This window comes from Acuticoccus kandeliae (assembly GCF_003073115.1).
Genome location: NZ_QBBV01000001.1, coordinates 1,097,980 through 1,121,757, shown reverse-complemented (window position 1 = coordinate 1,121,757; position 23,778 = coordinate 1,097,980). Strand labels below are relative to the sequence as shown.

The following is a 23,778-nucleotide window of genomic DNA, read 5'->3' as shown; positions in this document are numbered from 1 at the left end:
ACCGGTGCGGCGCTTTCGCAAAATGGTCATTTCGTCGCCCGCCAAAACTGCTCTAGAACAGGCGGATGACACGCATTCTGACACGGTTAGCCCTCGCCTCGCTGCTGGCCGCAGCGCTCGCCCTGCCGGCCGCCGCGCAGAGCCTTCCCGCCCACAAGGACCAGCTCTTCGCCTATCCGCCGACGATCTCGACGGAGGCGGGCGGGGCCTATCGCGTCGTTGCCTATGACGAGGTGCGCGACATCAACGGCCGCGACGAGGTGCCGGAGCGGCGCGCCCACGCCCGCTATGTCTCGCTCGGCGTGCGCCGCAACCAGGCCGACCTCACCGTCCAGACCCCCGCCGGGAGCGTGCGCCACGTCGCCGTCGGCCGCCGCGAGGGGGCGCGCCTCATCGTCGTCTATCTCCACGGCCAGGGCGGGAGCCGGAGCCAGGGCGTCAACGACTATTCGTTCGGCGGCAATTTCAACCGGATCAAGAATCTCGTCGCCCAGGCCGGCGGCGTCTATCTCTCGCCCGACTTCTCCGATTTCGGCGCGAAGGGCGCGGCGGAGATCGCGGGGCTGATCAACGCCTATGCCGCCGCCTCGCCGCGCGCGCCGGTCTTCATCGCGTGCGGATCGATGGGGGGCGCGCTCTGCTGGCGCCTCGCGCGCGATCCGTCCGTCGCCCCGCGCCTCGGCGGCCTCCTCCTCCTCGGCTCCATGTGGGACGACCAGTTCACCTCCAGCGAGGCGTTCAAGCGGCGCGTGCCGGTCTTCATCGGCCAGGGAAGCCGCGACAAGGTCTTCCCCGTCGACCGGATGGAGAGCTTCTTCCGTGGCCTCCGCTCCCGCGGCTACCCCGTGAAGATGGTCCGCTTCGAGACGGGCAGCCACGGCACCCCGATCCGGATGACGGACTGGCGCGAGACCATCAACTGGATGCTCTCGGCACGCTGATCGGCGGCGAGGGGCCTCGACGAATGGCGCGCGCAATGCCACATCAGGCCGATGACAAAACCTGACGGTCCCACACGCGATGAGATCCTGCGTTTCGTCGCTGAAAGTCCGGGGCGCGTCGGCAAGCGCGAGATCGCACGGGCCTTCGGCGTCAAGGGCGGCGCGCGCATAGAGCTGAAGAACCTCCTCGCGGAGATGGCGGACGAAGGCCTCCTCGCCAAGTCCGGCAAGCATGTCGGCACGCCCGGACAGCTGCCGCGCGTGACCCTCCTCGCGGTCACCGGCCGCAACGATGATGGCGAGCTCGTCGCCGAGCCCACCCAGTGGGACGAGGACGGGCCGAAGCCGCGCGTCACGCTCGTCGGCAAGGGCCCGGCCCCCGGCATGGGCGACCGCCTCCTCGCCCGCATCTCTCAGGACACCGACGGACGACACCTCGGCCGCGTGATCAAGGTGCTCGAGCGCCGCCCCGCCGCGACGCTCGCCGTCCTGGAGCGGATCGGCGACCGGCCCCAGCTCACCCCCATCACCAAGAAGGAGCGGGACATTTTCTTCGTCGACCCCGCCGAGGTGAAGGACATCGCGAGCAACACGCTCGTGAAGATCGAGGTCGACCGGCGGCGCTCCGCGCGCATCGTCGAGGTGGTCGGCCCGGTCGGGTCCGAGCAGGCGGTCTCGCTCCTCGCGATCCACGCCCACGGCATCCCCGACCAGTTCCCCGACCGCGTGCTCGCCGAGGCGGCGGCGGCGAAGCCCGCCGGGCTCGAGGGCGGGCGCGAGGACTGGCGCCACATCCCGTTCGTGACCATCGACCCGCCCGACGCGAAGGACCACGACGACGCGGTCTACGCCGAGCCCGACCCGCACAATGAAGGCGGGGTCATCGTCACCGTCGCGATCGCCGACGTCGCCCACTACGTGACGTACGGCTCGGCGATGGATTCGGAGGCGCGCCTGCGCGGCAACTCCACCTATTTCCCCGATCGCGTCGTCCCCATGCTGCCGGAGCGGATTTCCAACGATCTCTGCTCGCTGCGCGAGGGCGAGGCGCGCGCCTCGATGGCCGTGCGGATGGTCTTCTCCGCCGACGGGCGCAAGCACCGCCACACCTTCCACCGCGTCCTGATGCGCTCCGCGCGCCGCCTCGCCTACCAGGAGGCGCAGGCGATCGCGGACGGGGCCGAGTCCGACATCGCTCCCCTCATCCAGAATCTCTGGGCCGCCTACGAGGTGCTGAAGCGCGGCCGCGATGCGCGCGAGCCGATGGAGATCGACCTTCCCGAGCGCAAGATCCTCCTCACGTCCGAGGGCGAGGTCGCGCGGGTCGTCGTGCCCCAGCGGCTCGACGCGCACAAGCTCATCGAAGAGTTCATGATCCAGGCGAACGTCTCGGCGTCGGAGACGTGCGAGACGGCGCGCATGGCGCACCTCTACCGCGTCCACGACGCGCCGGGCCTCGAAAAGCTCGACGCGCTGCGCGAGTTCCTCCTGACGCTCGACATCCGCCTTGCCCGCGGCACGCGGATGCGCCCGTCCCACTTCAACGACATCCTGACCCGCGTCGAAGGCACGCCGAACGCCCAGCTCGTCAACGAGGTCGTGCTGCGCTCGCAGAGCCAGGCCGAGTACGCGCCGGACAATCTCGGCCATTTCGGCCTCAACCTGCGCCGCTACGCCCACTTCACCTCGCCGATCCGCCGCTATGCCGACCTCATCGTCCACCGCGCGCTGATCCGCGCGGAGGGCCTCGGCAGCGACGGACTGAGCGATGAGGAGATCGAGGAGCTGCCCGCCATCGGCGAGGCGATCTCGGCGACCGAGCGGCGCTCGATGCTCGCCGAGCGCGACACGATCGACCGCCTCATCGCGGGCTGGCTCGCCGAAAAGATCGGCACCGTGTTCGAGGGGCGGATCACCGGCGTCACGCGCGCCGGCCTCTTCGTGAAACTCGACGATTCGGGCGGCGACGGCTTCATCCCGATCTCGACCCTCTCGGCCGAGTACATGATCCACGACGAGAACGCCCACGCCCTCGTCGGCGAGACGAGCGGCGTCACCTTCCGCCTCGGCGACACGGTGCATGTGCGTCTCGTGGAGGCGGCGCCCCTCTCCGGCGCGCTCCGCTTCGAGATCGTGGAGCACGAGGCGACGGCCGAACCGCGCCGCCGCACCCGTCGCCCGTCGCGTCCGGGTCCGCGGCGCACCGGCGGACGTCCGAAACTGCCGCCGTCCAAGCGAGGTCGCCGATGAGCCGCTCCCTGATCGATGCGATGCTGAACGGAGGCCGCTGCCGCTGCCCCAAATGCGGCAAGGGACGGCTCTTCGGCCGCTTCCTGAAGGTGGAGCCGACCTGCGCCCATTGCGGCGAGGAGCTCCACCACCAGCGCGCCGACGACGCCCCGCCCTACATGGTCATGCTCATCGTCGGCCACGTCGTGGTCGGCCTGATGCTGTCGTTCGAAATCGCCTATCACCCGCCGATGTGGCTGCACGCGGCCATCTTCCTGCCGATGACGGTTGCTCTCTCCTTCATCCTGCTCCAACCGGTGAAGGGCGCGCTCATCGCCATTCAATGGGCGAACGAGATGCACGGATTCGGGATCGACGGGGAGGAACACCACGCATGACGAGCGCCGAAGCGCTGACCGAGCGGCTCACGAAGGCCGAGCGCGACCAGAGCCACCCGCCGATCACCATCCGCGACGCGGCAAGCATCCTGATCCTCGATCGCGACGACCCGAAAGCGCCCAAGGTGCTGATGGGACGGCGCAATTCGCGCCACGCCTTCATGCCGAACCGCTTCGTCTTCCCCGGCGGCCGCGTCGACCCGACCGACGCGCGCGTGCGCCTCGGCGCGGACTATGACGACGTGACGCTCGGCAAGCTGACGGCCCACATGCGCAACAAGACCGGCGCGGCGAGGGCGCGTGCGCTCGGCGTCGCGGCGCTGCGCGAGGCGTACGAGGAGACGGGCGTCATCATCGGCCGGCGCGACGCGGGCGCCCTCCCCGCGGGCGCGGCCTGGGCCCCGTTCGCGGACCGCAACGTGTCGCTCGACCTCGGCGCGCTCCGCTTCGTCCTGCGGGCCATTACCCCGCCGCGCCGCCCGCGCCGCTTCGACACGCGCTTCTTCGTCGTCGACCGCGCCGCCGTCGCCGACATCGACCCGGACTGCGTCGGCGAGGATGCCGAGCTCGAGGAGATCGCCTGGGTGACGATCGACGAGGCGCGCGGCATGGACCTGCCCGCGATCACCGTGACGGTGCTCGACGAGCTGACGAACCGCCTCGCCGACGACCCGGCCCTCACCCCCGGCCGCCCCGTGCCGTTCTATCGCTATGTCCGCGGCCGGTTCGAGCGCGTGACCGTTTAGCCACCAACCGGTCCGCGCGGGCGCGCGCGCGTATTCGGACCGCCATTTCATCGTGATAAGATCTGGCGTGTCGTCGGCTTTTGCGCGACACACAGCCCTGTCGAACTTCGCCGAACTTGCGTTGCCATGGACCAAACGACCCCCTCTCGCCTCGTCGCAGACCGTGCCGAGGTCCATGACGCGCAGTCCGACGCCATGCGTCGGCTGGCGGGAGAGGGCACGCGCGGCATCGACGGGCTGGCGCTGGCGGCGGTGATCAGCGGCATCACGGGGGTCGGCATCGCGCTGAGCCTCAGCCTGCCGCTCCTCTCCGTGGTGCTCTCCCAGCGCGGCGTCTCGCCCATCTGGATCGGCGTCAACACCGCGACGGCGGGCGTCGCCGCGATCAGCATCCTCCCCTTCGTCAGCGAGCTCGCGAAGCGCTTCGGCACCGCACGCATGATGATCACCGCGTTCATCACCATGTCGATCGCGCTGATGGGCTTCTATCTCATCACGCCGTTCGTCTTCTGGTTCCCGCTGCGCTTCATCTTCTCCGCCTCGGTGACGCTGATCTTCGCGCTCACCGAGTTCTGGATCTCCTCCCTCGCCCCCTCCCACCGGCGCGGGCTGATCGTCGGCATCTACACGGCGTTCCTGTCGATCGGGATCACCATCGGCCCGCTGATCCTCGCGATCGTCGGCACGCACGGGATCATGCCCTTCCTGATCGGCTCGCTGTGCCTCCTCGCGGCGGCGATCCCGGTCGCGACGGTGCGGGCGCGCGAGCCGGAGATCCCGACAACGGGCGGGCGCAACCTGTTGCGCTTCGTGCTCCTCGCCCCGCTGCCGCTCTTCGCCGCGCTCGTCTTCGGGGCGGTGGAATCTGGCGGCACCGCGATCCTGCCGCTCTACGGCGTCGCGATCGGCCTCTCGGGCGAGCACGCGGTCATCCTCGTCTCGGCGATCGCGGTCGGGAACGTCCTCTCACAGATCCCGATCGGCTACCTCGCGGACCGGGTGAACCGGCGCCTCCTCCTCATCGTCTCGGCGGCGGTGGGCGCGGTGGGCGGTCTCCTCATCCCCGTCTTCGCCGACCACTACGTCCTTCTCCTCCTCCTCCTCTTCATCACCGGCGGCATCGTGACCGGCCTCTACACGATCGGCCTCACCCAGCTCGCCTCGCGCTATACGGGCGGCGACCTCGCCTCCGCGAACGCGGCGTTCGTGATGATGTACGCCTTCGGGATGCTGATCGGACCGATCTCGCTCGGCGGCGCGCTGGACCTCTTCCCCCCGCATGGCTTCGCAATAGCCATTGCCCTCATTTTCGGCATTTACGTCGTGATGGCGCTGTTGCGGGTGGGGCTGAGGGGGCTGCGCTCTTGACTTCGCGCGCGCCCACCCCCATTGGCACAGTTTGACCTTATCCCCTGAATGAGCGGCCGCGCGCGCGGCGCTGGAGACACCCATGGCCAAGGCTACGACCATCAAGATCAAGCTCGTGTCCACCGCGGACACCGGGTATTTCTACGTGACGACGAAGAACACCCGCACGATGACCGAGAAGATGACCAAGACAAAGTACGACCCGGTCGTTAAGAAGCACGTCGAATTCCGCGAAGCGAAAATTAAGTAATTACCGCTTCGGCAAAAACGACTTCACCGTCGAAATGAAGCGGTCGATGGAGATGGGTTTGGAGAGATAGGCTTCGCAGCCGGCGGCGCGAATTCTCTCCTCATCTCCCTTCATCGCGAAGGCGGTGACGGCAATGACCGGAATCGGCTTCAAGTCCGGATCGGACTTGATCCTCTCGGTGACTTCGAGGCCGGACATTTCGGGGAGCTGAATGTCCATCACGATAAGGTCAGGTCGCTCTCGCTTGGCGACCTCCAGCGCGTCGATCCCGTTGCGTGTTTGCAGGATATCCATACCGCTCGCTTCGAGCAGGTCGTGGAAGAGCTTCATGTTAAGCTCGTTGTCCTCAACGATGAGCACCCGGTGCCCCATGCCGTCATCCACTCCATCGGCGCCCCGTGCGCCGTCTTTGTGTGTGTGAGGAGCGGACGGTGCCGTCAAGAGATCCCGACGAAGTCCCGCAGGCAGAGACGATCGCGATCGCCGCGCTGTCGCACTTTGCGACGACGCCGAAAGTGCTCAACCAGTTCTTCGCGCTGACCGGGCTCGACCCCACCAGCCTGCGCGATGCGGCCGCCTCGCCGAGCTTTGTGGCCGGTGTCCTCGACTTCGTGCTGCAGGACGAGGAGGTCCTCCTCGCCGTCGCCGCGGCGCAAGAAATCACCCCGGACGATATCGTCGCGGCGCGCAAGCGTCTCGACCGCCCCATGGTGGCAGATGACGACTGGCCGCCCCGCATCGCCGACGATTGGGCGTGAGTGCCCATTCGCTCTGCCGTGACTGCACGGCGCTCTTCGCGCCAACCCCCGCCCGACGTTGCCCGAACTGCGGCAGCCCCCGCATCGTCTCCCACGCCGAGCTGACCGCCCTCAATATCGCCCACGTCGACTGCGATGCCTTCTTCGCGGCGGTCGAGAAGCGCGACGACCCGTCTTTGCGCGACGTGCCGGTCATCATCGGCGGCGGACGGCGCGGGGTGGTGTCGACCTGCTGTTATCTCGCGCGCATCCACGGGGTGCGCTCGGCGATGCCGATGTTCAAGGCGCTGAAGGCGTGCCCGGACGCGGTGGTGGTCCGTCCCAACTTCCAGAAATATGTCGCGGTGGGGCGGGAGGTGCGCGAGCGCATGCACGCCCTCACGCCGCTCGTGCAGCCCCTGTCGATCGACGAGGCCTTCCTGGACCTCTCCGGCACCGAACGCGTCCACAAGGCGCCCCCAGCCGTCGTGATGGCCCGTTTCGCCCGTGAGGTGGAGCGGGAGATCGGAATCACCGTCTCCGTCGGCCTCGCCCCCAACAAGTTCCTCGCCAAATACGCCTCGGACGCAGACAAGCCGCGCGGCTTCACGGTCGTCGGCCGGGGCGACGCCATGGCGCAGCTCGCCGGCGAGCCGGTGACGCGGCTTCCGGGCGTCGGCCCCGCCGCCGCCCGCCGCCTCGCGGAAGGCGGCGTCACGCACGTGCGCCAGCTCCAGGAGGCGGACCTGCGCGACCTGATGCGCCGCTTCGGCGAGACCGGCCAGCGCCTGAAGCGCCTCGCCCACGGCGAGGACAGCCGCGTCGTGGACCCCACCAGCGAGCGCAAGAGCGTCAGCGCCGAGACCACCTTCGACGAGGACATCGCCGACCGCCACACCCTCCTCGCCCTCCTGCGCCACCTCTCCGAGAAGGTCTCGACGCGGCTGAAGGCGGCGGAGATCGGCGGGCGGACCGTCACGCTCAAGCTGAAGACGCCGGATTTCCGCTCCATCACCCGCGCCCAGCAGCTCCCCGCCCCGACCGCGATGGCCCATCGCATCTTCGCCGCCGGCAAGTCGCTGCTGGCGGGTGAGGCGGACGGGATCCGCCGCTACCGCCTCATCGGCATCGGCCTCTCCCAGCTCGTCCCGATCGAGACGGCCGACGCGGAGGAGCTCTTCGACCCAAACCGCGGCCGCCTCGGCAAGGCGGAGAAGGCAATGGATTCGCTGCGCTCCCGCTTCGGCGACGACGCGGTGATGTACGGCCTCTCCCTCTCCGAGCCGCGCCGCCAGCGCCCGCCCTCGGGCGAGCCTTCCGCGACCGGACGACGCGGACCCGGGAGCCGTTGACGGAGCCGTTCGTTTACCCACCGAGTGTGGTGCTGCGGAAGGAAGCTGACATGAACCACCTGACCGGACGGCTTGGACTGACCGCGCTCGGCCTCGCGGCGATGCTGATGGCCGCACCGATGACGACATCCCCCGCCCTTGCCCAGACGGGCCTTGCCCAGCCGCTCGGCTGCGACGAGGGCTCGCTCGGCGAAGGCGGGCTCTACACGAACCCGGAGCTTCAGGAAGGCGCGCTTGTGAGCGTGGAGCTCGCCTTCCAGTGCGGCGAGACGCTGGCGGACGGGCGCTATGTGCCGACCGGCTATCGCGTGCGCATCACCCGCACCTGCGGCAACGCCAACGCATGCGAGCTGCCGCTCGCCTTCGCGACGCCGGCGAACGCGCGCGGCGGCCTCTACCAGGCGCACGTCGTCGACGACACCGGGACGCACAATTTCCGCTTCCGGATCAATCGGCGCGGGATCCTGATGGTGACCGAGATCACCCGTCCCGAGGGCGGCGGCGAGCGCGCGCGCCAGCAATATTCGCTGCGGCCGAAATAGGCGGGGCTCCAAAGAAGAAGGGCCGGCACGCGTCAGCGCACCGGCCCCTCACCCACCCTGTCGGCGGCGCGGAGGCACCGCCGTTCGCGTTGACTAGTTGCGCGCCTTGTCGACGAGCGCCTTTTCCTTGATCCACGGCATCATCGCGCGCAGATCCTCGCCCACCTTCTCGATCTGGTGCTCGGAGTGCTTGGCGCGGGTCGCCTTGAACGAGGTCTGGTTGACCTTGTTCTCCAGCATCCAGTTACGCGTGAAGGTGCCGGACTGGATGTCCTGCAGGACCTTCTTCATCTCCGCCTTCGTCTCGTCGGTGATGATGCGCGGGCCCGTCACGTACTCGCCATACTCGGCGGTGTTCGAGATCGAGTAGTTCATGTTGGCGATGCCGCCCTCGTAGATGAGGTCGACGATCAGCTTCACCTCGTGGAGGCACTCGAAATAGGCCATCTCGGGCGCGTAGCCGGCTTCCACCAGCGTCTCGAAGCCGGCGCGGATGAGCTCGACGAGGCCGCCGCAAAGCACGACCTGCTCGCCGAAGAGGTCCGTCTCGCACTCTTCCTTGAAGGTGGTCTCGATGATGCCGGCGCGGCCGCCACCGATGGCGGAGGCGTAGGCGAGGCCGAGATCATGGGCGTTGCCCGAGGAGTCCTGCGCGATCGCGATCAGGCAGGGAACGCCGCCGCCGCGCTGATATTCGGAGCGCACGGTGTGGCCCGGCCCCTTCGGCGCGACCATCAGGACGTCGAGGTCCTTGCGCGGCTCGATGAGGTTGAAGTGGACGTTGAGGCCGTGGGCGAAGAGGAGCGCCGCGCCTTCCTTCATGTTGGGGGCGAGCTGCTCGTTGTAGATGTCGGCCTGAAGCTCGTCCGGCGTCAGCATCATGACGACGTCGGCCCACTTGGCGGCCTCTTCCACGGTCATCACCTTGATGCCCTCGGCTTCGGCCTTCTTGGCGGAGGCCGAACCCGGGCGAAGCGCCACGGCAACGTTCGGGCATCCGGAATCACGCAGGTTCAGCGTATGGGCATGGCCCTGGCTGCCATAGCCAACGACGGCGATGGCCTTGCCTTTGATGAGATTTATATCGGCATCGCGATCGTAGTAGACGCGCATTGTGGCTCCCTCGAGTCTTCTGAAATGTGGGAGCGTGTTCCTCCCGTCGCGCCCCTCATAAACGGTTTGCGACGGGTCTGTGAATGGTCGTTTCGTTACAGAACGCGTTTGATGGCGATCGTGGCACGAAATCTGCTCTGCGCCGCCCGCCTCGACGCGGCGTGACGGGCACGAAAAAGGCCGGCATCGGAGCCGGCCTCCCGACGGATCGAGGGACGCAAGGACCCCGCTCCGGCGGCGATCCGCCGGCTGCGAGGTCTCCGATCGGGGCCGGCTGCCTTAGACGGCGCCGACGTGGGTGCGCAGGACCGCGAGGTGCTCCGGCTTCTGCCGCACCGTCGGCTCCTCGCCGAGGACGCAGGCGGTGATCATCCGAAGCTCGGCAACGCGGACCTTCTTGTCCTTGCGCAGCTTCTCGACGAGCGCCGCGCCATCCTCGCCGGGAGAGACCCCCTCGAAGGCGGCCGCGTATTGCAGGACCACGTCGCCGCGCACACCCATCGGCATGTCGACCGTCGCCGCCCCGTCGAATTCGGCCGGCGCCGCGCTCTCGGCGCGCAGCGGCGCGTCGTGCTCGTGCCGGGGGGCTTCCTTCGCTTCGGCCACCGCCGCGGATTCGACTTCGGCGCGCGCCTCCTCGTCCGGCTCTACGATCGTGCAGCGTTGCGCGCGCTGGCGCAGCCGCTCCTGCTCAATCGCATTGCGCGTCGCCGTCGCCTCCATCGTCGCCATCTTAATGAAGGTCTTGGCGACGCTGTTGGTGTAGCGCTCAAAGAGATCAGCAATGAACCACATACCGCCCGCCATGAATGGTGAAACATCAAGCGGTTCGAGCCCGCCTCGTGCTTCACGATGAGGAGAAATGGTTAAGGAGGGGTTGATCGCACCCTTCCACTTTTTCGCAGTTGCGAGACGGAGGGTATTGCCACCGGCCCGACTTGAGATTCCCCGAATAGTCCCAGGGTGATAGTTAACGCTCCAAACGTGCCGCCAGCCTGTGTATTCGTCAACCCCACAGTCGAGCGAACCGGGAAGACTTCGCCGAATCAGACGGATACGGTGGCGATTCGGCGGACCGAAGCGTTTATCGCAGCGCCGAAATGATGCGCCGGCGCAGGATTTGCGGTCAGGTCCAGATGCCGAGGGCGATCGCCGCGAGGCTCAGCGCGCCGATCCACAGCGCCACCGCGCGCAGCCGCGTCGGGGCGACGGTGGTCGCGATCTGGGACACGGAATTGGGCGACAGCGGCAGCCCGCTCTCCAGCGCGTTCTCAAGATCCTTGGAGAGACGATCGACCCGCTCGGCAAGGTCCGGCGCCTGGAGGGCCGCGCGCACGACCGCGCCGAACGATTCCTGCGCCTTGCGCACGGTGCCGGCGGGGCCGAGCTCGCTCGTCATCCAGTCGCGCACCACCGGCTCGGCCGCGCGCCACATGTCGAGGTGCGGGTCGAGCGAGCGGGCGACGCCCTCCACCACCACCATCGTCTTCTGCAGCATGATGAGCTGGGGCTGCGTCACCATGTGGAAGAGCTCGGTGATCTCGAAGAGCTGGGTGAGGAGGCGCGCCATCGAGATGTCGGCCGCCGTCACGTCGCGGATCGGCTCGCCGACCGCGCGCAGCGCCTGCGCGAAAAGGTCGACGTCCTGGTCCGCCGGAACGTATCCGGCGCGGAAATGGGCGCGCGCGACGCGGTGATAGTCGCGCACGATGAAGCCGTAGAGGATCTCGGCGAGGGCCGCGCGCTCGTTGCGCGGCAGGCGGCCGGTGATGCCGAAATCGACCGCCACCAGCGTCCCGTCCGGCTCAACGAACAGGTTCCCCTGGTGCATGTCGGCGTGGAAGAAGCCGTCGCGCATCGCGTGGCGCAGGAAGGTCTGGATCACGTGCTGGCCGAGCTCGGGCAAGTCGAAGCCCGCCTCGCGCAGCTCCGCGACGCGGCTCATCTTGATGCCCTCGATCCACTCCATGGTGAGGACCGAGCGGGCCGTCCGCGACCACTCCACGCGCGGCACGCGGAAGCGCGGGTCGTCCTTCGTGTTCTCGGCCATCTCCGAGATGGCGGCCGCCTCGAGGCGGAAATCCATCTCGAAGCGCACCGATTCGGCGAGCGTGTCGACCACCGCGATCGGCCGCAGGCGGCGCGCGGGGCGCACATAGCGCTCCAGGAAGCGCGCGGCCGCATAGTAGGCCTCGAGGTCCTTCTCGAAGCGCCGGGCGACGCCGGGGCGCAGCACCTTCACCGCCACGATGCGCTTGCCGTGCGTGTCGTCGATCGTGGCGCGATAGACCTGCGCGATCGAGGCGGCGGCGACGCACGTTCCGAAATCGGCGAAGAGGGCGTCGACCGGCCGGCCGAGCGCGGCCTCCACCTCCGCCCGCGCCGCCTCGTCCGGCACCGGCGGCACCTGATCCTGGAGCTTCGCAAGCTCGTTCGCGACCTCCTCGCCGACGACGTCGGCGCGCGTCGCGAGGAACTGGCCGAGCTTCACGTAGGACGGCCCCAGCCGGTCGAGCGCCAGCGACAGGCGCGCGGCGAGGTCGCGCTTCTGCGCGCTCGGCCGCTCGATCAGGCGCACGACGCGGATCGCGAACCGCGCCGAGGCCGGCGCGTCCTCCACGGGCACGATCGCGAACACCCCCTCACGCGCGAGGACAAAGCCCGCGCGGATGAGCCTGACGAACGGCGCTATCGCCATCAGAGCTTGAACGCCGAGTGGATCGCCGCGATCCCGCCGGTCAGCGGGCGGACGGCGACCTGGGAGAAGCCCGCCCGCTCGATCTCGGCGGCGAAGCGGCCGGGATTGGGGAAGGTGCGGATCGATTCCACGAGATAGCGATAAGGCTCGCCGTCGCCGGCGATGAGGCGCCCCATCGCCGGGATCACGTTGAAGGAGTAGCTGTCATAGATCTTGTCCATGACCGGAAGATCGACGTGGCTGAATTCCAGACACATGAAGCGGCCGCCCCGGCGCAGGACGCGATAGGCCTCCGCGAGGGCGAGCTCGCGCCGCGTCACGTTCCGGATGCCGAAGGCGATCGTGTAGACGTCGCACGATCCGGTCGGCAGCGGCATCGTCTCGGCGTTGGCGGCCACGAACTGGCACGGCGTCGTCGGCCGCAGCCGCTTGGCGTTGCGCGCCGCCCCCACCGCCAGCATCTCGGGGTTGATGTCGCAGACCGTGACGGTGCCGTTCCGCTCGATGCGCTTCGCGATGCGGAAGGCGATGTCACCCGTCCCGCCCGCCACGTCGACGACCCGGTACGGCTCGCGCGGGTGGCGCGGCGGGGCGAGCCAGGCGATCATCGCGTCCTTCCAGACTCGGTGCAGCCCAGCCGACATCGTGTCGTTCATGACGTCATAACGGCTCGCGACTGTGTCGAAGACACTGTTGACGAGACCCTGCTTTTCCTCGACCGGCACCTTCCGGAACCCGAAGGACGCATCGCTCATGACGTCACCTTTCTCTCTCATCGCGGCAACACATAGCGGGCCGGAGCCGGATGGGCCATCGCCTGATCGGTCACAGGCGCGGAGGGACGTGAATGCCTGAGTTGCCGGAGGTGGAAACCGTGCGCCGGGGGCTGGCGCCGGTGATGGAGGGGCAGGTCATCGACGCGGTGCATCTCGCCCGCGCGGACCTGCGTTTCCCCTTCCCCGCCCGCTTCGCCGCGCGCCTCACCGGGCGGCGCGTCGAGACGCTCGGCCGGCGCGCGAAATATCTTGTCGGCACGCTCGATGACGGGTCCGCCCTCGTCGCCCATCTCGGCATGTCCGGCGCCTTCCGCGTCGAAGGCGGGGAGCCGATCGGGTCGATGGTCTTTCCCCGCTCCAAGAAGGCCGCGCACGATCACGTGGTGCTGACGCTCGGGGAGCGGCGGATCATCTACAACGACCCGCGCCGCTTCGGCTTCATGACTCTCGTCGAGCCGGGCGGCATCGACACGCATCCCTACTTCGCCCATCTCGGCATGGAGCCGGTCGCCGGATCGCTGACGGCGAACGCGCTCGCGGCGGCGCTCCACGGCAAGGTGACGCCGCTGAAGGCCGCCCTCCTCGACCAGCGCGTGATCGCGGGGCTCGGCAACATCTATGTGTGCGAGGCGCTGTGGCGGGCGCGCCTCTCCCCGCGCCGCCTCGCCGGCACCATCGTGCGGCGCGACGGGAAGGCGGGGGCGCATCTCGTGCGCCTCACCGCCGCGATCCTGTCGGTCATCGACGAGGCGATCCTCGCCGGCGGCTCCTCCCTGCGCGACTATGTGGCCGCCGACGGCTCGCTCGGCCGCTTCCAGCACAATTTCGCAGTCTACGGGCGGGAGGAGGAGCCGTGCGCACGGCCGACCTGTTCGGGCACCGTGGCGCGGATCGTCCAGTCGGGGCGCTCGACCTTCTTCTGCCCGGTGTGCCAGCGGTAGGCGCATCCAAAATGCGCATTGGATGCGCTTTCGTGGCATCTTGTTTCAGGGCGCGAGGCGGTTCAGCCTTGGCACGAATCGCGCCCACCCCGCGCGCCACGGTGGCGCTCACGCGGCGGCGCGGCCAAGCAAGGAATCCCCCGCGTGGTTGACGATCGCGCCGACCCCACCGACACGACCGAGGCGGCCCCGGCCCCCGCGCCGGACACCGCCGCCGACGAGCCTCCGGCCGCTCCGGAGCCCGTCGCGGACGCGCCGATCGAGGTCGAGCTGAAGCTCCTGGCCGATCGGGGCCGCGTGAAATCCTTCCTCGACGCGCCCGCGATCCGCGCGGCGGCCCGCAACAAGGGCGTCGTGCGGCGGATGGAGGCGACCTATTTCGACACGCCCGACAACGCGCTGGAGGAGGCCGGCTATACGCTGCGGGTGCGCCGGCGCGGGCGCAGCTGCCACATGACGGTGAAGTCGAGCGGGCCGGTCGACGGCAACGCCCTCGCCCGGCGCGAGTGGGAGGTCGCGGTCGACGGCATGGTTCCGGACCTCGCGCGCCTTGCGGAGCTGCCCGAGGCGGTGACGGACGCCGCCGCATCCGGCCCCCTCGCCCCGCTCTACACGACCGCCGTGCGACGCCACACGATGATGCTCGACCTGCCTGACGCGACGGTGGAGCTCGCCGCCGACGAGGGGACCATCGCGGCAGGCGGGCGCACCGTCCCGATCGATGAGATCGAGCTGGAGCTGAAGGACGGGGAGCCCGCCGCCCTCTACCGCCTCGCGCTCGCCCTGTGCGACCACGGCCGCCTCGACCCGAGCCCGCGCAGCAAGTCGGCGCGCGGGGTCGACCTGATGCGCGACGTGCCGCCTTCCTACGCGAAGGCCGGCAAGCTGGGCCTTTCCTCCTCGATCACGCTCGACGAGGCGATCAACGCCATCACGCGCGCCGCCCTCGCCCACCTCCTCGACAACAAGGCGGCTGCGGAGGACGGGCGGCACCCGGAGGGCGTCCACCAGGTGCGCGTCTCGCTGCGGCGGCTGCGCGCGCTCCTGAAGATGCTCGCCGCCCACACCCGCTCCTACGAGCTGGAGCGGCTGCGCCAGGAGGCGAAGTGGCTCGCGAGCAGCCTCGACGACGCGCGCAACTGGGACGTCTTCCTCTCCGAGACACTGCCGATGGTGGAGGCTGCCGTCGCATCGGGTGTCGATTTCGCGCCCCTGCGCGCGGCGGCAGAGGCCGAGCGCGCGGCCGCCTATGAGGGTGTGCGCGCCGCGCTCGGCGACCCGCGCTCCGGCCGCTTCCAGCTGGAACTCGCGCTCTGGATCGAGGAGCGCGGCTGGCGTTCGGCGGTCGACGCGGAGGGGCTCGCCCAGCTCTCGGGCCGCGCGCGCGATTTCGCCGATATCGTCCTCGGCAAGCTGCACAAGAAGGTGCTGAAGCGCGGGCGGGGTTTCGCCGGGCTCGACGCCGAGCACCGCCACCGCGTGCGCCTCGCCATGAAGAGCCTGCGCTACATGGCCGACTTCTTCCTCCCCCTCTTCGGGTCGGGTCGGCGCGTCACGGCCTATGGCAAGTTCCTCAGCCGCTTCCAGGACCAGCTCGGTCACCTCAACGACGTGCGCACCACCGACACGCTCGTCGCGGCGCTGGAGGCACGCCACGGGGCGGAGGCCTTCGCCAAGCCCGTCGGCGCGATCCTCGGCTTCCAGGCGCACCGCATGGTCTCCTCGGAAGGCGACCTCGTGGAGGCCTGGCGCGCCTTCAAGGACGCCGGGCGGCTCTGGAAGCACTGATCGGGCTGGAGGCGCGGCCCCGCCGCGCCTCCAGGTCTCTCCTCAGCTCAGGCCTTCGGCCTCGAAGAGGTGTTTCGCGCGCGACCAGACACCCTCGGCGACGATCTGCGCCTCTGCGATCGCCTCCTTCTCGTCGAGGCGGGTGAAGACCTGGTCCTTCACGATGTGCTCGCCGTCCACGAACACGTCCGTCACGTCCCGCCCGGAGCAGTTGTAGACGAGGTTCGGGATGAGGTTCTGGCTGCGCAACGGATTGACCCACGCCGTGGTGAGGTCGATCAGCTGAATGTCCGCCTTCTTGCCGACCTCCAGCGAGCCGATCTCGTGCGCGAGGTTCAGCGCCGCGGCGGCGTCGATCGTCGCCATGCGCAGGACGTCCCGCGCGTCGCGGATCATCGTGTTCCCGTAGAGCACGCGCGCGATCACGATCGCCGAGCGCATCACGTTGAACATGTCGTTCGACAGCCAGTCGGAGCCGAGCCCGACCTTCATGCCCGCGTTATAGATCTTCTCCATCGGCGGGTAGTAGCCGCGCTTGCCGACGAGGAAGGCGGTGTGGGACATCGCGGCCCCCGTCTCCACCATGATCTCGATGTCCTCGTCGTCCATGTAGACGCAGTGGGCGCCGATGAAGTCGGGGCTCAGCATGTCCAGCTCCTTGAGGAGCGGGATTGACTTCTTGCCCCACAGCTTGACCATGAACTCGGCCTCGCCCGGCACCGCGCACAGGTGTGTGTGGAGGCCGACGCCGTGCTTCTTCGCGAGCGCGCCGAGCTCGCCCATGCTCTCCGGCTTCAGCCGGTCAGGCCCGTCCGGGGCGACGCGGATAGTGATGCGGCCGCCGCCGCGCCCGTTCCAGTTCTCGAAGAGCTCCATCGCCTCGTCGATGCCCTCTTCGAAGAGCTTGCGGTCCCACTCCCGCTCGAACCGGCCGAAGCCGATCTTGGAAGAATCGACCTCGCGGATCTCCGCCGCGACGATGCCGCGCAGGCCCACCGTCTCCACGATCCGCGCCGACTGGGGCTGATGCCACCAGCATTCGTTGATGGTGGTCGTGCCCGTCTTCAGCATCTCGATGCCGTGGACGATGCCGGGCAGATACACCTCGTCGAACTTGATGACGTTCTCGTGCATCCCGAGCGCGATGCGGAACGGGCCGCCGAAGGTCGGCACGTCCTCGGTCAGCGCCTTCGTCAGCGCGCCCGCAAGGTGGGTGTGGGTGTTGACGAAGCCCGGCAGGATCGCCCGGCCTCGGGCGCTGACGACCGTGTCGGCCGTCTCCTTCTCGCGGGCGAGGTCGGCCGCGGCGCCGACGGCCGCGATCCGGTCATTGTCGATCAGAACGGCACCGTCTTCGATGATGGCGCTGCCATCGCCGCTCATGGGGATCAGATATCCGCCTTCGATAAAGGTGCGCATCGTCAGGTCCTGGTTGGCTCTTCGGCTCGTCGGTGGGTGCCCTCGAGGAAGAGGGCATGGAGGTGGTCGTCGTGTACCTCGTCGGTCGCCATTTCGGCGACCACGCGCCCGCCGGCCATCACCACCACGCGGTCGGCGATGGAGAGGCCCTGGGCGATGTTCTGCTCGACGAGGAGGACGGGAATGTCGTGGCTGTCGTGGATCTCGCGGATGGCGGCGAACACCTCGCTGACGAGGGCCGGGGCGAGGTCGCTCGACGGCTCGTCGAGGAGGAGGAGTTTTGGCGCGGCGACCATCGTCAGCGCGATCGACAGCATCCGCCGCTCGCCGCCCGAGAGCGCCCCCGCCTTCGCCCGCAGCCGGCTCTTGAGGCGCGGGAAGAGCTGGAAGAGGGGCGGCAGCCGCGCCTCGAGCTGATCGGCGCACAGATACGCGCCCATCTTGAGATTCTCCCGCACCGTCAGCGACGGGAAGACGTTCGCGACCTGCGGCACATAGCCGATCCCGGCCTCTGCGCGCCGGTGGGAGGGCCAGCGCGTCATGTCGGCCTGGCCGAGATGGATCGAACCGGCGGTGGTGCGGGTGAGGCCCATGATGGTCTTGAGGACCGTCGACTTGCCGGACCCGTTCGCGCCGAGGATCAGGAGCACCTCCCCGCGCCGGAGCGCGAGGGAGACGCCGTTGAGGATCGTCAGCGGGCCGTACCCGGCGCTGAGGCCGGAAAGGGAGAGGACGGTCTCGCTCATGCCGGCGCTTGCCCCAGATAGGAGCGCATCACGCGCGCGTCGCCGCGGATCTCGGCGGGCGTCCCCTCGGCGATGATCTGCCCGGAATCGAGGACGACCACCTGGTCGCAGAGATCGGCCACCATTTCCATGTTGTGCTCGATGAGGATCAGCGTGCGCCCCTCCGCGGCGAGCGATTTCAGCAGTCCGACCTGCTGCTCGATGAGGACGGGGTTCACCCCCGCCGCCGGCTCGTCGAGCAGGATCGTGCGCGCATCGGCCATGATCGCCATCGCGATCGAAAGGAGCTTCTGCTGGCCGCCCGAGAGGCCGCCGGCGGCGTGGTTGGCGAGATGGGTGAGGCCGAGCCGGTCGAGCATCGCGAAGGCGCGGGCGGTGATCTCGCGCTCCGCCGCGCGCGCCTTCGCCGGCGCAAAGAGCAGCGTCGCGAGATTTTCGCCCGGCTGCGACCGGACCCCGGTGATGACGTTCTGGATGACCGTGAGGCGACGTGCGAGGCGCGGCACCTGGAAGGTGCGCGCGACGCCCATCGCGGCGACAGCGTCGGGCTTGCCGGCCGGCAGAGCCGCCCCGTCGAGGAGGACGCGGCCCCGGTTCGGCGCGATGACGCCCGCGACGACGTTGAGGAGCGTCGACTTGCCGGACCCGTTCGGCCCGATGAGGCCGAGGATCCGGCCCGACGGCGCCTCGAACGACACGCCGTCGAGCGCCTTCACGCCCGAGAAGGAGACCGAGATGTCACTGATCGTGAGCACGGGTCACCACCTTGCGCTCGGGGATCAGCCCCTGGCGACGGAAGAGGAATGCGAGCACCAGGAGAAGGCCGAACACGAGAAGACGCAAATTCGCGACGAGATCGTAGGGCAGCCCGCTCCATTGCGCGGCGAAGCGCGTCGCGACGGAGAGGAGCTGGACGAAGCTCATCCCGACGATCGCGCCGAGGATCGAGCCCGGCCCGCCGACGATGACCGCCGTCCAGATCATGAAGGTCTCCGACACCTTGAAGGAATCGGGCGACACATAGCCGACGAAGTGCGCGTAGAGCACGCCCGCCGCGCCCGCCATCGCCCATGAGATGATGGTGACGAGGAGCTGGTAGCGGAACGGGCGGCGGCCGAGGCTCGCGGCGAGCACCTCGTCCTCCCGGATGACGCGCAGGAAGCGGCCGAGCGGCGATCGGTCGATCCGCATCGCGAGGAGGACCGCGACGGCGAGGAGGAGGAGCGAGAGGCCGAGCGCCGTCGTGGCGGGCGTCACGCGGTCCACCCCCGCCCCGTCGACCCCGCCCGCGAGGCCGGCGAAATTGACGAAGGCGAGGCGCACGATCTCGGCCGCGCCGAGCGTGACGAGCGCCCAATAATCCTGCGCGAGGCGCCGCACCGGCACCAGCACCACGACCGCGGCGAGGATCGAAAGCCCGATCCCGAGGCCGATGCCGCCCGCGATGGTGAGGCCGTGCACCTTCGCGATCGCGACGCCGAACGCGCCGAGCGCGAAGGGCAGGATCTGGCCGAAATTCACGAGCCCGGTGAGGCCGAATTGCAGGTTGAGGCTGATCGCGACGACGGACCAGATGGCGACGGTGGTCGCGGCGAAGATGAGGAAGTCGACCATTCCCCGCCCCTACCGCGCGCCACTGATGCCGGCGCGCGGACGCAGCACCAGGACGAGCATCATCGCGCCGACCGCGATCGCGTCGCGGAACTGGGTCGGCAGGAACCAGGAGACATCGCCGAAGAGGCCGCCGAGGTCGACGCCGATCGCGATATTCTGGGCGAAGGAGAGGATCACCGCGCCCGCGACCGCCCCGTAGATCGAGCCGAGCCCGAAGAGGGTGACGCTCGCGAAGACCGGCAGGAGGATGAGGAGGTCCATGTCCGGCTGGAGCCGCGCCTGGAGCGCGAAGAGCGTGCCGCCGAGCGCGGCGAACGCGCCCGCGATGAACCACATCACGGCGACGAGCCGCTCCGACTTCATGCCCCGCGTCTCGGCAAGGTCGCGATTGTCGGCGAGGGCGCGCAGCGCGGTGCCGAGCGTCGTGCGGAAGAGGACGATGTGGAGCACGATCATCGCGACGATGGCGGTGACGATGACCGCGATGTCGAGCGAGGAGATGATGGCGTCGCCGACGACGTAATATTGCGGCTGCACCTCGAAGAAGAGCGAGGCCCCGCCGAACACGGCCGCGATCGTGGAGCGCAGGACGAGCGCGACGCCCCACGAGACGATCATCTTGCCCTCGGGGGCGAGGTCGGCGAGCGGGCGGAAGACGAGCCGGTGGATGCCGATCGCGCCGAAGCCCACCACGATCGCGCTGAGGAGGATCGCGAACGGCAGCCACAGTCCCATCGCGGCGAAGGCGTAGGAGAAGTAGCCGCCGACGATGGCGAACTGGACGTGCGCGAAGTTGGCGAAGCGCAGGATCGAGAAGGTGAGCGCGAGACCCGTCGCGATCACCGCGATCTCCGCCGCATAGATCGCGGCATTGATGAGGAGCTGAAGCAAAAGAAACGCGTCTCGTGGGTGTGCGCCGGCCCCCGCACGGGCGCCGGCGCGCTGTCTCTACTGGTGGTCGACGACCGAGAACGTGCCGTTCTCGAAGCTGACGATGTCCATCGGCGCATCGATGCGCTGGCCCTTCTCGTCCCAGACGATCGCGCCGGTCGCGCCCTCATAGCCCTCGACGACGGTCGGCAGCGTCTCGGCGAGCGCGCCGCCTTTCTTCATCGCCTCGGCGACGACCATCAGGCCGTCATAGCCGTAGAAGACGTGCGGCAGGAGCTCGCCCTGGCCCTCGCCGAACTTCGCCTTGTAGGCTTCGCCGACCTTCTCGGCGACCGGGCCCGAGGTGCCGCCATTGTCGATGCCCTTGAAGCGGCCGCTCATCCACTCCGGGTCATCCATGGAGAGGATGGTCGGATAGGCGGCGTACCAGGTCTGGTCGAGGCCGAGCGCCTTGGCGTTCTTGAAGACGGTGCGCGAGTCGTCGCCATAGCCGGCGGTGACGATGGCTTCCGGCTTCGTGCGCAGGAGCTGCTGGAGGTCGGCGCGATAGTCGGGCTGGCCCTCGGTGTAGGCGATCTTCGCGACCACCTCGCCGCCGCCGGCCGCGAAGGCCGCGGAGATGGATTCCATGAGGCCGGTGCCGAAGGTGTTGTTCGGCACGACGAAGGCGGCGGACTTCACGCCCTGGGCGATCAGATAGTCGCCGAGCGACTTGCCGACGATGTCGTCGAGCGGAAGGATCGAGAAGAGCGTGCCGGCGAAATTGCCGAGCTGGGGCGAGGAGGATGAGGTGTTGATGAGGATTTTCCCCTTCTCCTGCACGATCGGCGCGACGGCGAGCATCAGGCTCGACCCGCCAAACATCAGCGCGACGTCCACATTGTCGACGTCATAGAGCTTGCGGGCGGCGTTGAGGGCTTCCTGCGTTTTGTACTGGGAATCCTCGACGATCAGCGAGATCGGCGCACCGTTGATGCCGCCGGCTGCGTTGATCTCCTCGGCGGCGATCTCGATGCCGCGCACCAGCGACTGGCTCGTCGACACGTCCGTGCCGGTGAGGTTCGCGATCACGCCGATGGAGATCGGGTCCTGCGCGTGGGCGATGCCACCCGTCGTCATTGCGAGGGCGAGCGCCCCGGCAGCCACTCGTTTTGTCCAGTTCATCCGTCTTCCCTTCTCGTCAATGTCGATGGGTGTTCAGCGCGGCGTCGCGGCCGTGCGCGGCTTGCGGTTGGCCTCGCCGGTCCTGCCGCGGGCCTTCTGGGGTGGTCCCTCCTCCCGGCCCTGCGCATCGGAGGCGATCGCCTCGTCCTCCAGGAGCGCGGCGCGAATGATCTTCCAGCTTTCTTTGATGAGCTTCTCGGTGATCCGGCTCGCCGTCGCCGCGTCGTTCTGGCGGATCGCTTCGACGAGGGCACGGTTCGCCTCGATGCCCGCGGTGACGATCTCACGGTCTTTCTGATAGCAATAGTAGCGGTAACGCAGCGCCTGCTTGTCGAGCATCTGGAGCATGCGCTTCAATGTTTCGTTGCCGCAATTGGCGTGAAGAAGATCCGTCAGCTTCACGTTCGCGGCGAAGGCGTCGCTGTTGCGGCCGCGATGGAGCGCCTTCGCCATGTCGCTGACGAGCTTGTCGAGCTGCTTGACGAGGAGCGGCGTCGCGTTCTCGGCGACGCCGGCGGCTGATAGCGCCTCCATCGGCCCGCGGCAGGCGTAGATCTCGTCGAGCCGCGCGAGGCTGAAGGGGGCGACGACCATGCCGCGGCGGGGGCGATAGTCGGCGAGCCCCTCGGCGGCGAGGACCTGGAGCGCCTCGCGCACCGGCGAGCGGCTCACCCCGAAGCGGGCGCAGATATCGTCGGCCACGAGCTTGGTGCCGGGCGGCAGGCGCAGCTCGGTGATCTCCGTCTCGAGCGCCTTCACGAGCTCGGAGGCCAGAATGTCGGGAAGGCCGGCCGATGCAGCGCGCCCGGAACGCCCCGTCACGTGATCGTCAGACTGGGACGGCCGCGATGGCGGCCGAGGCTGGCGAGTGCGCGCATTTTGATGCTCTGAACCCTCTGGACAACGGGCGTTGAAGTCGTTCAATTTTGTATATAATCGACGAACTCGACGGGCTGTCAAGCTGCGGAAAAGCCGCGAAAATCGGCAGAATGCCTAAAGATTGACAGGCATCTTTCCGCAACCGAAGCCAACCAAAGAGGCACGAATGGCTGACACTTCAGCAGCAGACACAAACCGCTTCGTGGCGCAGGACGTGGACGCGCTCCCCGTCATCGATTTGCAGAATTTCGCGTTCGACGAGGCCGGCGCCGACGCCATCGCCAAGGCCCTCGACGACGCCTTCTCCAATGTCGGCTTCTGCTACATCGCGAACACCGGCGTGCCGGTCGAATTGATGGACCGGATCTTCGCCGCGAACGCCGCCTTCCACGCCCAGCCGATGGAGAAGAAGCAGGCGATCGCCATCAACGAATGGCATCGCGGCTACATGGCGCCGAAGACCTCGCTGATCGTCACCTCCTCCGTCGCCAAGGCGACGAAGCCGAACAACAGCGAGTCGCTGATGTTCATGCACGAGGTGGCCGAGACGAGCCCGCGCTTCGGCGCGCCGCTCCAGGGCCCCAACCAGTGGCCGGCCGACATGCCGGAATTCCGCGACGCGGTGAGCGCCTATCTCGTCGCCGTCGACACGCTGGCGCGGCGCTTCACCCGCCTCATCGCCCGCGCGCTCGACATGGCGCCCGAGAGCCTCGACGACCACTTCAAAGAGCCGACGACCTTCCTGCGCCTCCTCCACTATCCACCGAACCCGGACGCGGCGGAGGACGAGTTCGGCTCGGCCCCTCACACCGATTACGGCTTCATCACCATCCTGTTGCAGGACGAGGTGGGCGGCCTCCAGGTGCGCAAGAAGGGCGGCGGCTGGATCAAGGCGCGCCCGGTGCGCGGCACGTTCGTGGTCAATGTCGGCGACATCCTCGCCCGCTGGACCAACGGGCGCTGGCAGTCGACCCCGCATGGCGTGCGCAACACGGCCAATGTCGACCGCTACTCGATCCCCTTCTTCTTCGACCCGGACATGGCCGAGACGATCGAGTGCCTGGAATCGTGCCTGAAGCCCGGCGACGCGCCGCGCTACGAGCCGGTCCTCTATGGCGACTATCTGATGGAGCGGATCGACGCCAACTATGCCTACCGCGCCCGCCCGGCGGGTTGAGCGGCACGG

At 68.6% G+C, this 23,778-nt stretch carries 25 protein-coding genes; 13 read left to right on the top strand and 12 right to left on the bottom strand.

Annotated elements, in window-relative coordinates:
- Positions 1 to 65 precede the first annotated feature (65 nt).
- The 6 genes from DBV35_RS05185 (at position 66) to rpmG (ending at position 5,932) form a co-directional block, all read left to right on the top strand.
- Positions 66 to 941 carry an alpha/beta hydrolase family protein gene (locus tag DBV35_RS05185; protein ID WP_205648473.1) on the top strand — a complete coding sequence of 292 codons (876 nt, stop codon included), beginning with the start codon at positions 66 to 68 and terminating at the stop codon, positions 939 to 941.
- A gap of 51 nt (positions 942 to 992) precedes the next feature.
- Positions 993 to 3,191 carry a ribonuclease R gene (gene rnr, locus DBV35_RS05180; protein WP_108659145.1) on the top strand — a complete coding sequence of 733 codons (2,199 nt, stop codon included), beginning with the start codon at positions 993 to 995 and terminating at the stop codon, positions 3,189 to 3,191.
- Positions 3,188 to 3,568: a DUF983 domain-containing protein gene (locus tag DBV35_RS05175; RefSeq protein ID WP_245943844.1), complete on the top strand. Its 381-nt coding sequence runs from the start codon at positions 3,188 to 3,190 to the stop codon at positions 3,566 to 3,568. Before rnr ends, DBV35_RS05175 begins: the two co-directional genes overlap by 4 nt.
- Positions 3,565 to 4,314, top strand: a complete 750-nt coding sequence (locus DBV35_RS05170; RefSeq protein ID WP_108659144.1) for an NUDIX hydrolase — start codon at positions 3,565 to 3,567, stop codon at positions 4,312 to 4,314. Before DBV35_RS05175 ends, DBV35_RS05170 begins: the two co-directional genes overlap by 4 nt.
- 126 nt (positions 4,315 to 4,440) lie before the next feature.
- The gene (locus DBV35_RS05165; protein ID WP_108659143.1) at positions 4,441 to 5,682 is read left to right on the top strand and encodes an MFS transporter; all 1,242 of its coding nucleotides are present in this window, start codon (positions 4,441 to 4,443) and stop codon (positions 5,680 to 5,682) included.
- 82 nt (positions 5,683 to 5,764) lie between these two features.
- On the top strand, positions 5,765 to 5,932 hold the full coding sequence (rpmG, locus tag DBV35_RS05160) for a 50S ribosomal protein L33 (RefSeq protein ID WP_108659142.1): 168 nt from the start codon (positions 5,765 to 5,767) through the stop codon (positions 5,930 to 5,932).
- Here rpmG and DBV35_RS05155 read toward each other — a convergent pair whose 3' ends face one another.
- Entirely contained in the window at positions 5,933 to 6,304 is a 372-nt protein-coding gene (locus DBV35_RS05155; RefSeq protein ID WP_108659141.1) for a response regulator, read from the bottom strand. It lies immediately after the preceding gene.
- A gap of 59 nt (positions 6,305 to 6,363) precedes the next feature.
- Here DBV35_RS05155 and DBV35_RS05150 point away from each other — a divergent pair, with 59 nt between their 5' ends.
- From DBV35_RS05150 to DBV35_RS05140, 3 genes are read left to right on the top strand one after another with little or no spacing between them, the layout of a single operon-like run.
- Complete coding sequence (locus DBV35_RS05150) at positions 6,364 to 6,690, top strand: DUF3572 domain-containing protein (protein ID WP_108659140.1); 327 nt, start codon at positions 6,364 to 6,366, stop codon at positions 6,688 to 6,690.
- A complete protein-coding gene (locus DBV35_RS05145; RefSeq protein WP_205648472.1) occupies positions 6,687 to 8,021 on the top strand; it encodes a DNA polymerase IV in 1,335 nt (444 codons plus the stop codon). Before DBV35_RS05150 ends, DBV35_RS05145 begins: the two co-directional genes overlap by 4 nt.
- A 50-nt stretch (positions 8,022 to 8,071) precedes the next feature.
- Positions 8,072 to 8,563, top strand: coding sequence for a hypothetical protein (locus tag DBV35_RS05140; protein ID WP_108659138.1), 492 nt, complete (start codon positions 8,072 to 8,074; stop codon positions 8,561 to 8,563).
- 93 nt (positions 8,564 to 8,656) lie between these two features.
- On the opposite strand, the gene ilvC is transcribed toward DBV35_RS05140, so the two are convergent.
- The gene (ilvC, locus tag DBV35_RS05135) at positions 8,657 to 9,676 is read right to left on the bottom strand and encodes a ketol-acid reductoisomerase (protein WP_108659137.1); all 1,020 of its coding nucleotides are present in this window, start codon (positions 9,674 to 9,676) and stop codon (positions 8,657 to 8,659) included.
- Here ilvC and DBV35_RS30505 point away from each other — a divergent pair.
- Complete coding sequence (locus DBV35_RS30505; RefSeq protein ID WP_170134848.1) at positions 9,584 to 9,841, top strand: hypothetical protein; 258 nt, start codon at positions 9,584 to 9,586, stop codon at positions 9,839 to 9,841. The two genes, ilvC and DBV35_RS30505, sit on opposite strands and share 93 nt — an antisense overlap.
- A 114-nt stretch (positions 9,842 to 9,955) precedes the next feature.
- Here the strand turns inward: DBV35_RS30505 and DBV35_RS05130 are convergent, their stop codons facing one another.
- The 3 genes from DBV35_RS05130 to ubiE form a co-directional block, all read right to left on the bottom strand.
- Complete coding sequence (locus DBV35_RS05130; protein ID WP_108659136.1) at positions 9,956 to 10,471, bottom strand: hypothetical protein; 516 nt, start codon at positions 10,469 to 10,471, stop codon at positions 9,956 to 9,958.
- A gap of 331 nt (positions 10,472 to 10,802) precedes the next feature.
- On the bottom strand, positions 10,803 to 12,374 hold the full coding sequence (ubiB, locus tag DBV35_RS05125; RefSeq protein WP_108659135.1) for a 2-polyprenylphenol 6-hydroxylase: 1,572 nt from the start codon (positions 12,372 to 12,374) through the stop codon (positions 10,803 to 10,805).
- Positions 12,374 to 13,129 (bottom strand): bifunctional demethylmenaquinone methyltransferase/2-methoxy-6-polyprenyl-1,4-benzoquinol methylase UbiE, encoded by a 756-nt coding sequence (gene ubiE, locus DBV35_RS05120; RefSeq protein WP_245943843.1) that lies wholly within the window; start codon positions 13,127 to 13,129, stop codon positions 12,374 to 12,376. The genes ubiB and ubiE overlap by 1 nt, the downstream gene beginning before the upstream one ends.
- 92 nt (positions 13,130 to 13,221) lie before the next feature.
- Between ubiE and mutM the strand changes: the two genes are divergently transcribed.
- Both mutM and DBV35_RS05110 read left to right on the top strand, forming a co-directional pair.
- Positions 13,222 to 14,091 (top strand): bifunctional DNA-formamidopyrimidine glycosylase/DNA-(apurinic or apyrimidinic site) lyase, encoded by an 870-nt coding sequence (gene mutM / locus DBV35_RS05115; protein ID WP_108659133.1) that lies wholly within the window; start codon positions 13,222 to 13,224, stop codon positions 14,089 to 14,091.
- Between the two features lie 144 nt (positions 14,092 to 14,235).
- Positions 14,236 to 15,879: a CYTH and CHAD domain-containing protein gene (locus DBV35_RS05110; RefSeq protein WP_170134874.1), complete on the top strand. Its 1,644-nt coding sequence runs from the start codon at positions 14,236 to 14,238 to the stop codon at positions 15,877 to 15,879.
- Between the two features lie 42 nt (positions 15,880 to 15,921).
- On the opposite strand, the gene DBV35_RS05105 is transcribed toward DBV35_RS05110, so the two are convergent.
- The 7 genes from DBV35_RS05105 to DBV35_RS05075 are packed head-to-tail and all read right to left on the bottom strand — an operon-like array spanning position 15,922 to position 22,535.
- Positions 15,922 to 17,298: an amidohydrolase family protein gene (locus DBV35_RS05105; RefSeq protein WP_108659131.1), complete on the bottom strand. Its 1,377-nt coding sequence runs from the start codon at positions 17,296 to 17,298 to the stop codon at positions 15,922 to 15,924.
- A 2-nt stretch (positions 17,299 to 17,300) separates the two neighbouring features.
- Positions 17,301 to 18,044, bottom strand: a complete 744-nt coding sequence (locus DBV35_RS05100; RefSeq protein ID WP_108659130.1) for an ABC transporter ATP-binding protein — start codon at positions 18,042 to 18,044, stop codon at positions 17,301 to 17,303.
- Positions 18,041 to 18,799, bottom strand: coding sequence for an ABC transporter ATP-binding protein (locus tag DBV35_RS05095; RefSeq protein WP_108659129.1), 759 nt, complete (start codon positions 18,797 to 18,799; stop codon positions 18,041 to 18,043). Before DBV35_RS05095 ends, DBV35_RS05100 begins: the two co-directional genes overlap by 4 nt.
- Complete coding sequence (locus DBV35_RS05090) at positions 18,783 to 19,658, bottom strand: branched-chain amino acid ABC transporter permease (RefSeq protein WP_108659128.1); 876 nt, start codon at positions 19,656 to 19,658, stop codon at positions 18,783 to 18,785. The genes DBV35_RS05095 and DBV35_RS05090 overlap by 17 nt, the downstream gene beginning before the upstream one ends.
- Positions 19,659 to 19,667: 9 nt before the next feature.
- The gene (locus tag DBV35_RS05085; protein WP_108659127.1) at positions 19,668 to 20,549 is read right to left on the bottom strand and encodes a branched-chain amino acid ABC transporter permease; all 882 of its coding nucleotides are present in this window, start codon (positions 20,547 to 20,549) and stop codon (positions 19,668 to 19,670) included.
- A 57-nt stretch (positions 20,550 to 20,606) separates the two neighbouring features.
- Positions 20,607 to 21,695, bottom strand: coding sequence for an ABC transporter substrate-binding protein (locus DBV35_RS05080; RefSeq protein WP_205648471.1), 1,089 nt, complete (start codon positions 21,693 to 21,695; stop codon positions 20,607 to 20,609).
- A 51-nt stretch (positions 21,696 to 21,746) separates the two neighbouring features.
- On the bottom strand, positions 21,747 to 22,535 hold the full coding sequence (locus DBV35_RS05075; RefSeq protein ID WP_170134873.1) for a GntR family transcriptional regulator: 789 nt from the start codon (positions 22,533 to 22,535) through the stop codon (positions 21,747 to 21,749).
- A 223-nt stretch (positions 22,536 to 22,758) separates the two neighbouring features.
- Here DBV35_RS05075 and DBV35_RS05070 point away from each other — a divergent pair, with 223 nt between their 5' ends.
- Complete coding sequence (locus DBV35_RS05070; protein WP_108659124.1) at positions 22,759 to 23,769, top strand: isopenicillin N synthase family dioxygenase; 1,011 nt, start codon at positions 22,759 to 22,761, stop codon at positions 23,767 to 23,769.
- Positions 23,770 to 23,778 lie beyond the last annotated feature (9 nt).

Coding starts and splice junctions, on each gene's coding strand:
- DBV35_RS05185 (WP_205648473.1), top strand. CDS start 66: ATGACACGCATTCTGACACGGTTAGCCCTCGCCTCGCTGCTGGCCGCA.
- rnr (WP_108659145.1), top strand. CDS start 993: ATGACAAAACCTGACGGTCCCACACGCGATGAGATCCTGCGTTTCGTC.
- DBV35_RS05175 (WP_245943844.1), top strand. CDS start 3,188: ATGAGCCGCTCCCTGATCGATGCGATGCTGAACGGAGGCCGCTGCCGC.
- DBV35_RS05170 (WP_108659144.1), top strand. CDS start 3,565: ATGACGAGCGCCGAAGCGCTGACCGAGCGGCTCACGAAGGCCGAGCGC.
- DBV35_RS05165 (WP_108659143.1), top strand. CDS start 4,441: ATGGACCAAACGACCCCCTCTCGCCTCGTCGCAGACCGTGCCGAGGTC.
- rpmG (WP_108659142.1), top strand. CDS start 5,765: ATGGCCAAGGCTACGACCATCAAGATCAAGCTCGTGTCCACCGCGGAC.
- DBV35_RS05155 (WP_108659141.1), bottom strand. CDS start 6,304: ATGGGGCACCGGGTGCTCATCGTTGAGGACAACGAGCTTAACATGAAG.
- DBV35_RS05140 (WP_108659138.1), top strand. CDS start 8,072: ATGAACCACCTGACCGGACGGCTTGGACTGACCGCGCTCGGCCTCGCG.
- DBV35_RS30505 (WP_170134848.1), top strand. CDS start 9,584: ATGGGCATGGCCCTGGCTGCCATAGCCAACGACGGCGATGGCCTTGCC.
- ilvC (WP_108659137.1), bottom strand. CDS start 9,676: ATGCGCGTCTACTACGATCGCGATGCCGATATAAATCTCATCAAAGGC.
- DBV35_RS05130 (WP_108659136.1), bottom strand. CDS start 10,471: ATGTGGTTCATTGCTGATCTCTTTGAGCGCTACACCAACAGCGTCGCC.
- ubiB (WP_108659135.1), bottom strand. CDS start 12,374: ATGGCGATAGCGCCGTTCGTCAGGCTCATCCGCGCGGGCTTTGTCCTC.
- ubiE (WP_245943843.1), bottom strand. CDS start 13,129: ATGAGCGATGCGTCCTTCGGGTTCCGGAAGGTGCCGGTCGAGGAAAAG.
- mutM (WP_108659133.1), top strand. CDS start 13,222: ATGCCTGAGTTGCCGGAGGTGGAAACCGTGCGCCGGGGGCTGGCGCCG.
- DBV35_RS05105 (WP_108659131.1), bottom strand. CDS start 17,298: ATGCGCACCTTTATCGAAGGCGGATATCTGATCCCCATGAGCGGCGAT.
- DBV35_RS05100 (WP_108659130.1), bottom strand. CDS start 18,044: ATGAGCGAGACCGTCCTCTCCCTTTCCGGCCTCAGCGCCGGGTACGGC.
- DBV35_RS05090 (WP_108659128.1), bottom strand. CDS start 19,658: ATGGTCGACTTCCTCATCTTCGCCGCGACCACCGTCGCCATCTGGTCC.
- DBV35_RS05070 (WP_108659124.1), top strand. CDS start 22,759: ATGGCTGACACTTCAGCAGCAGACACAAACCGCTTCGTGGCGCAGGAC.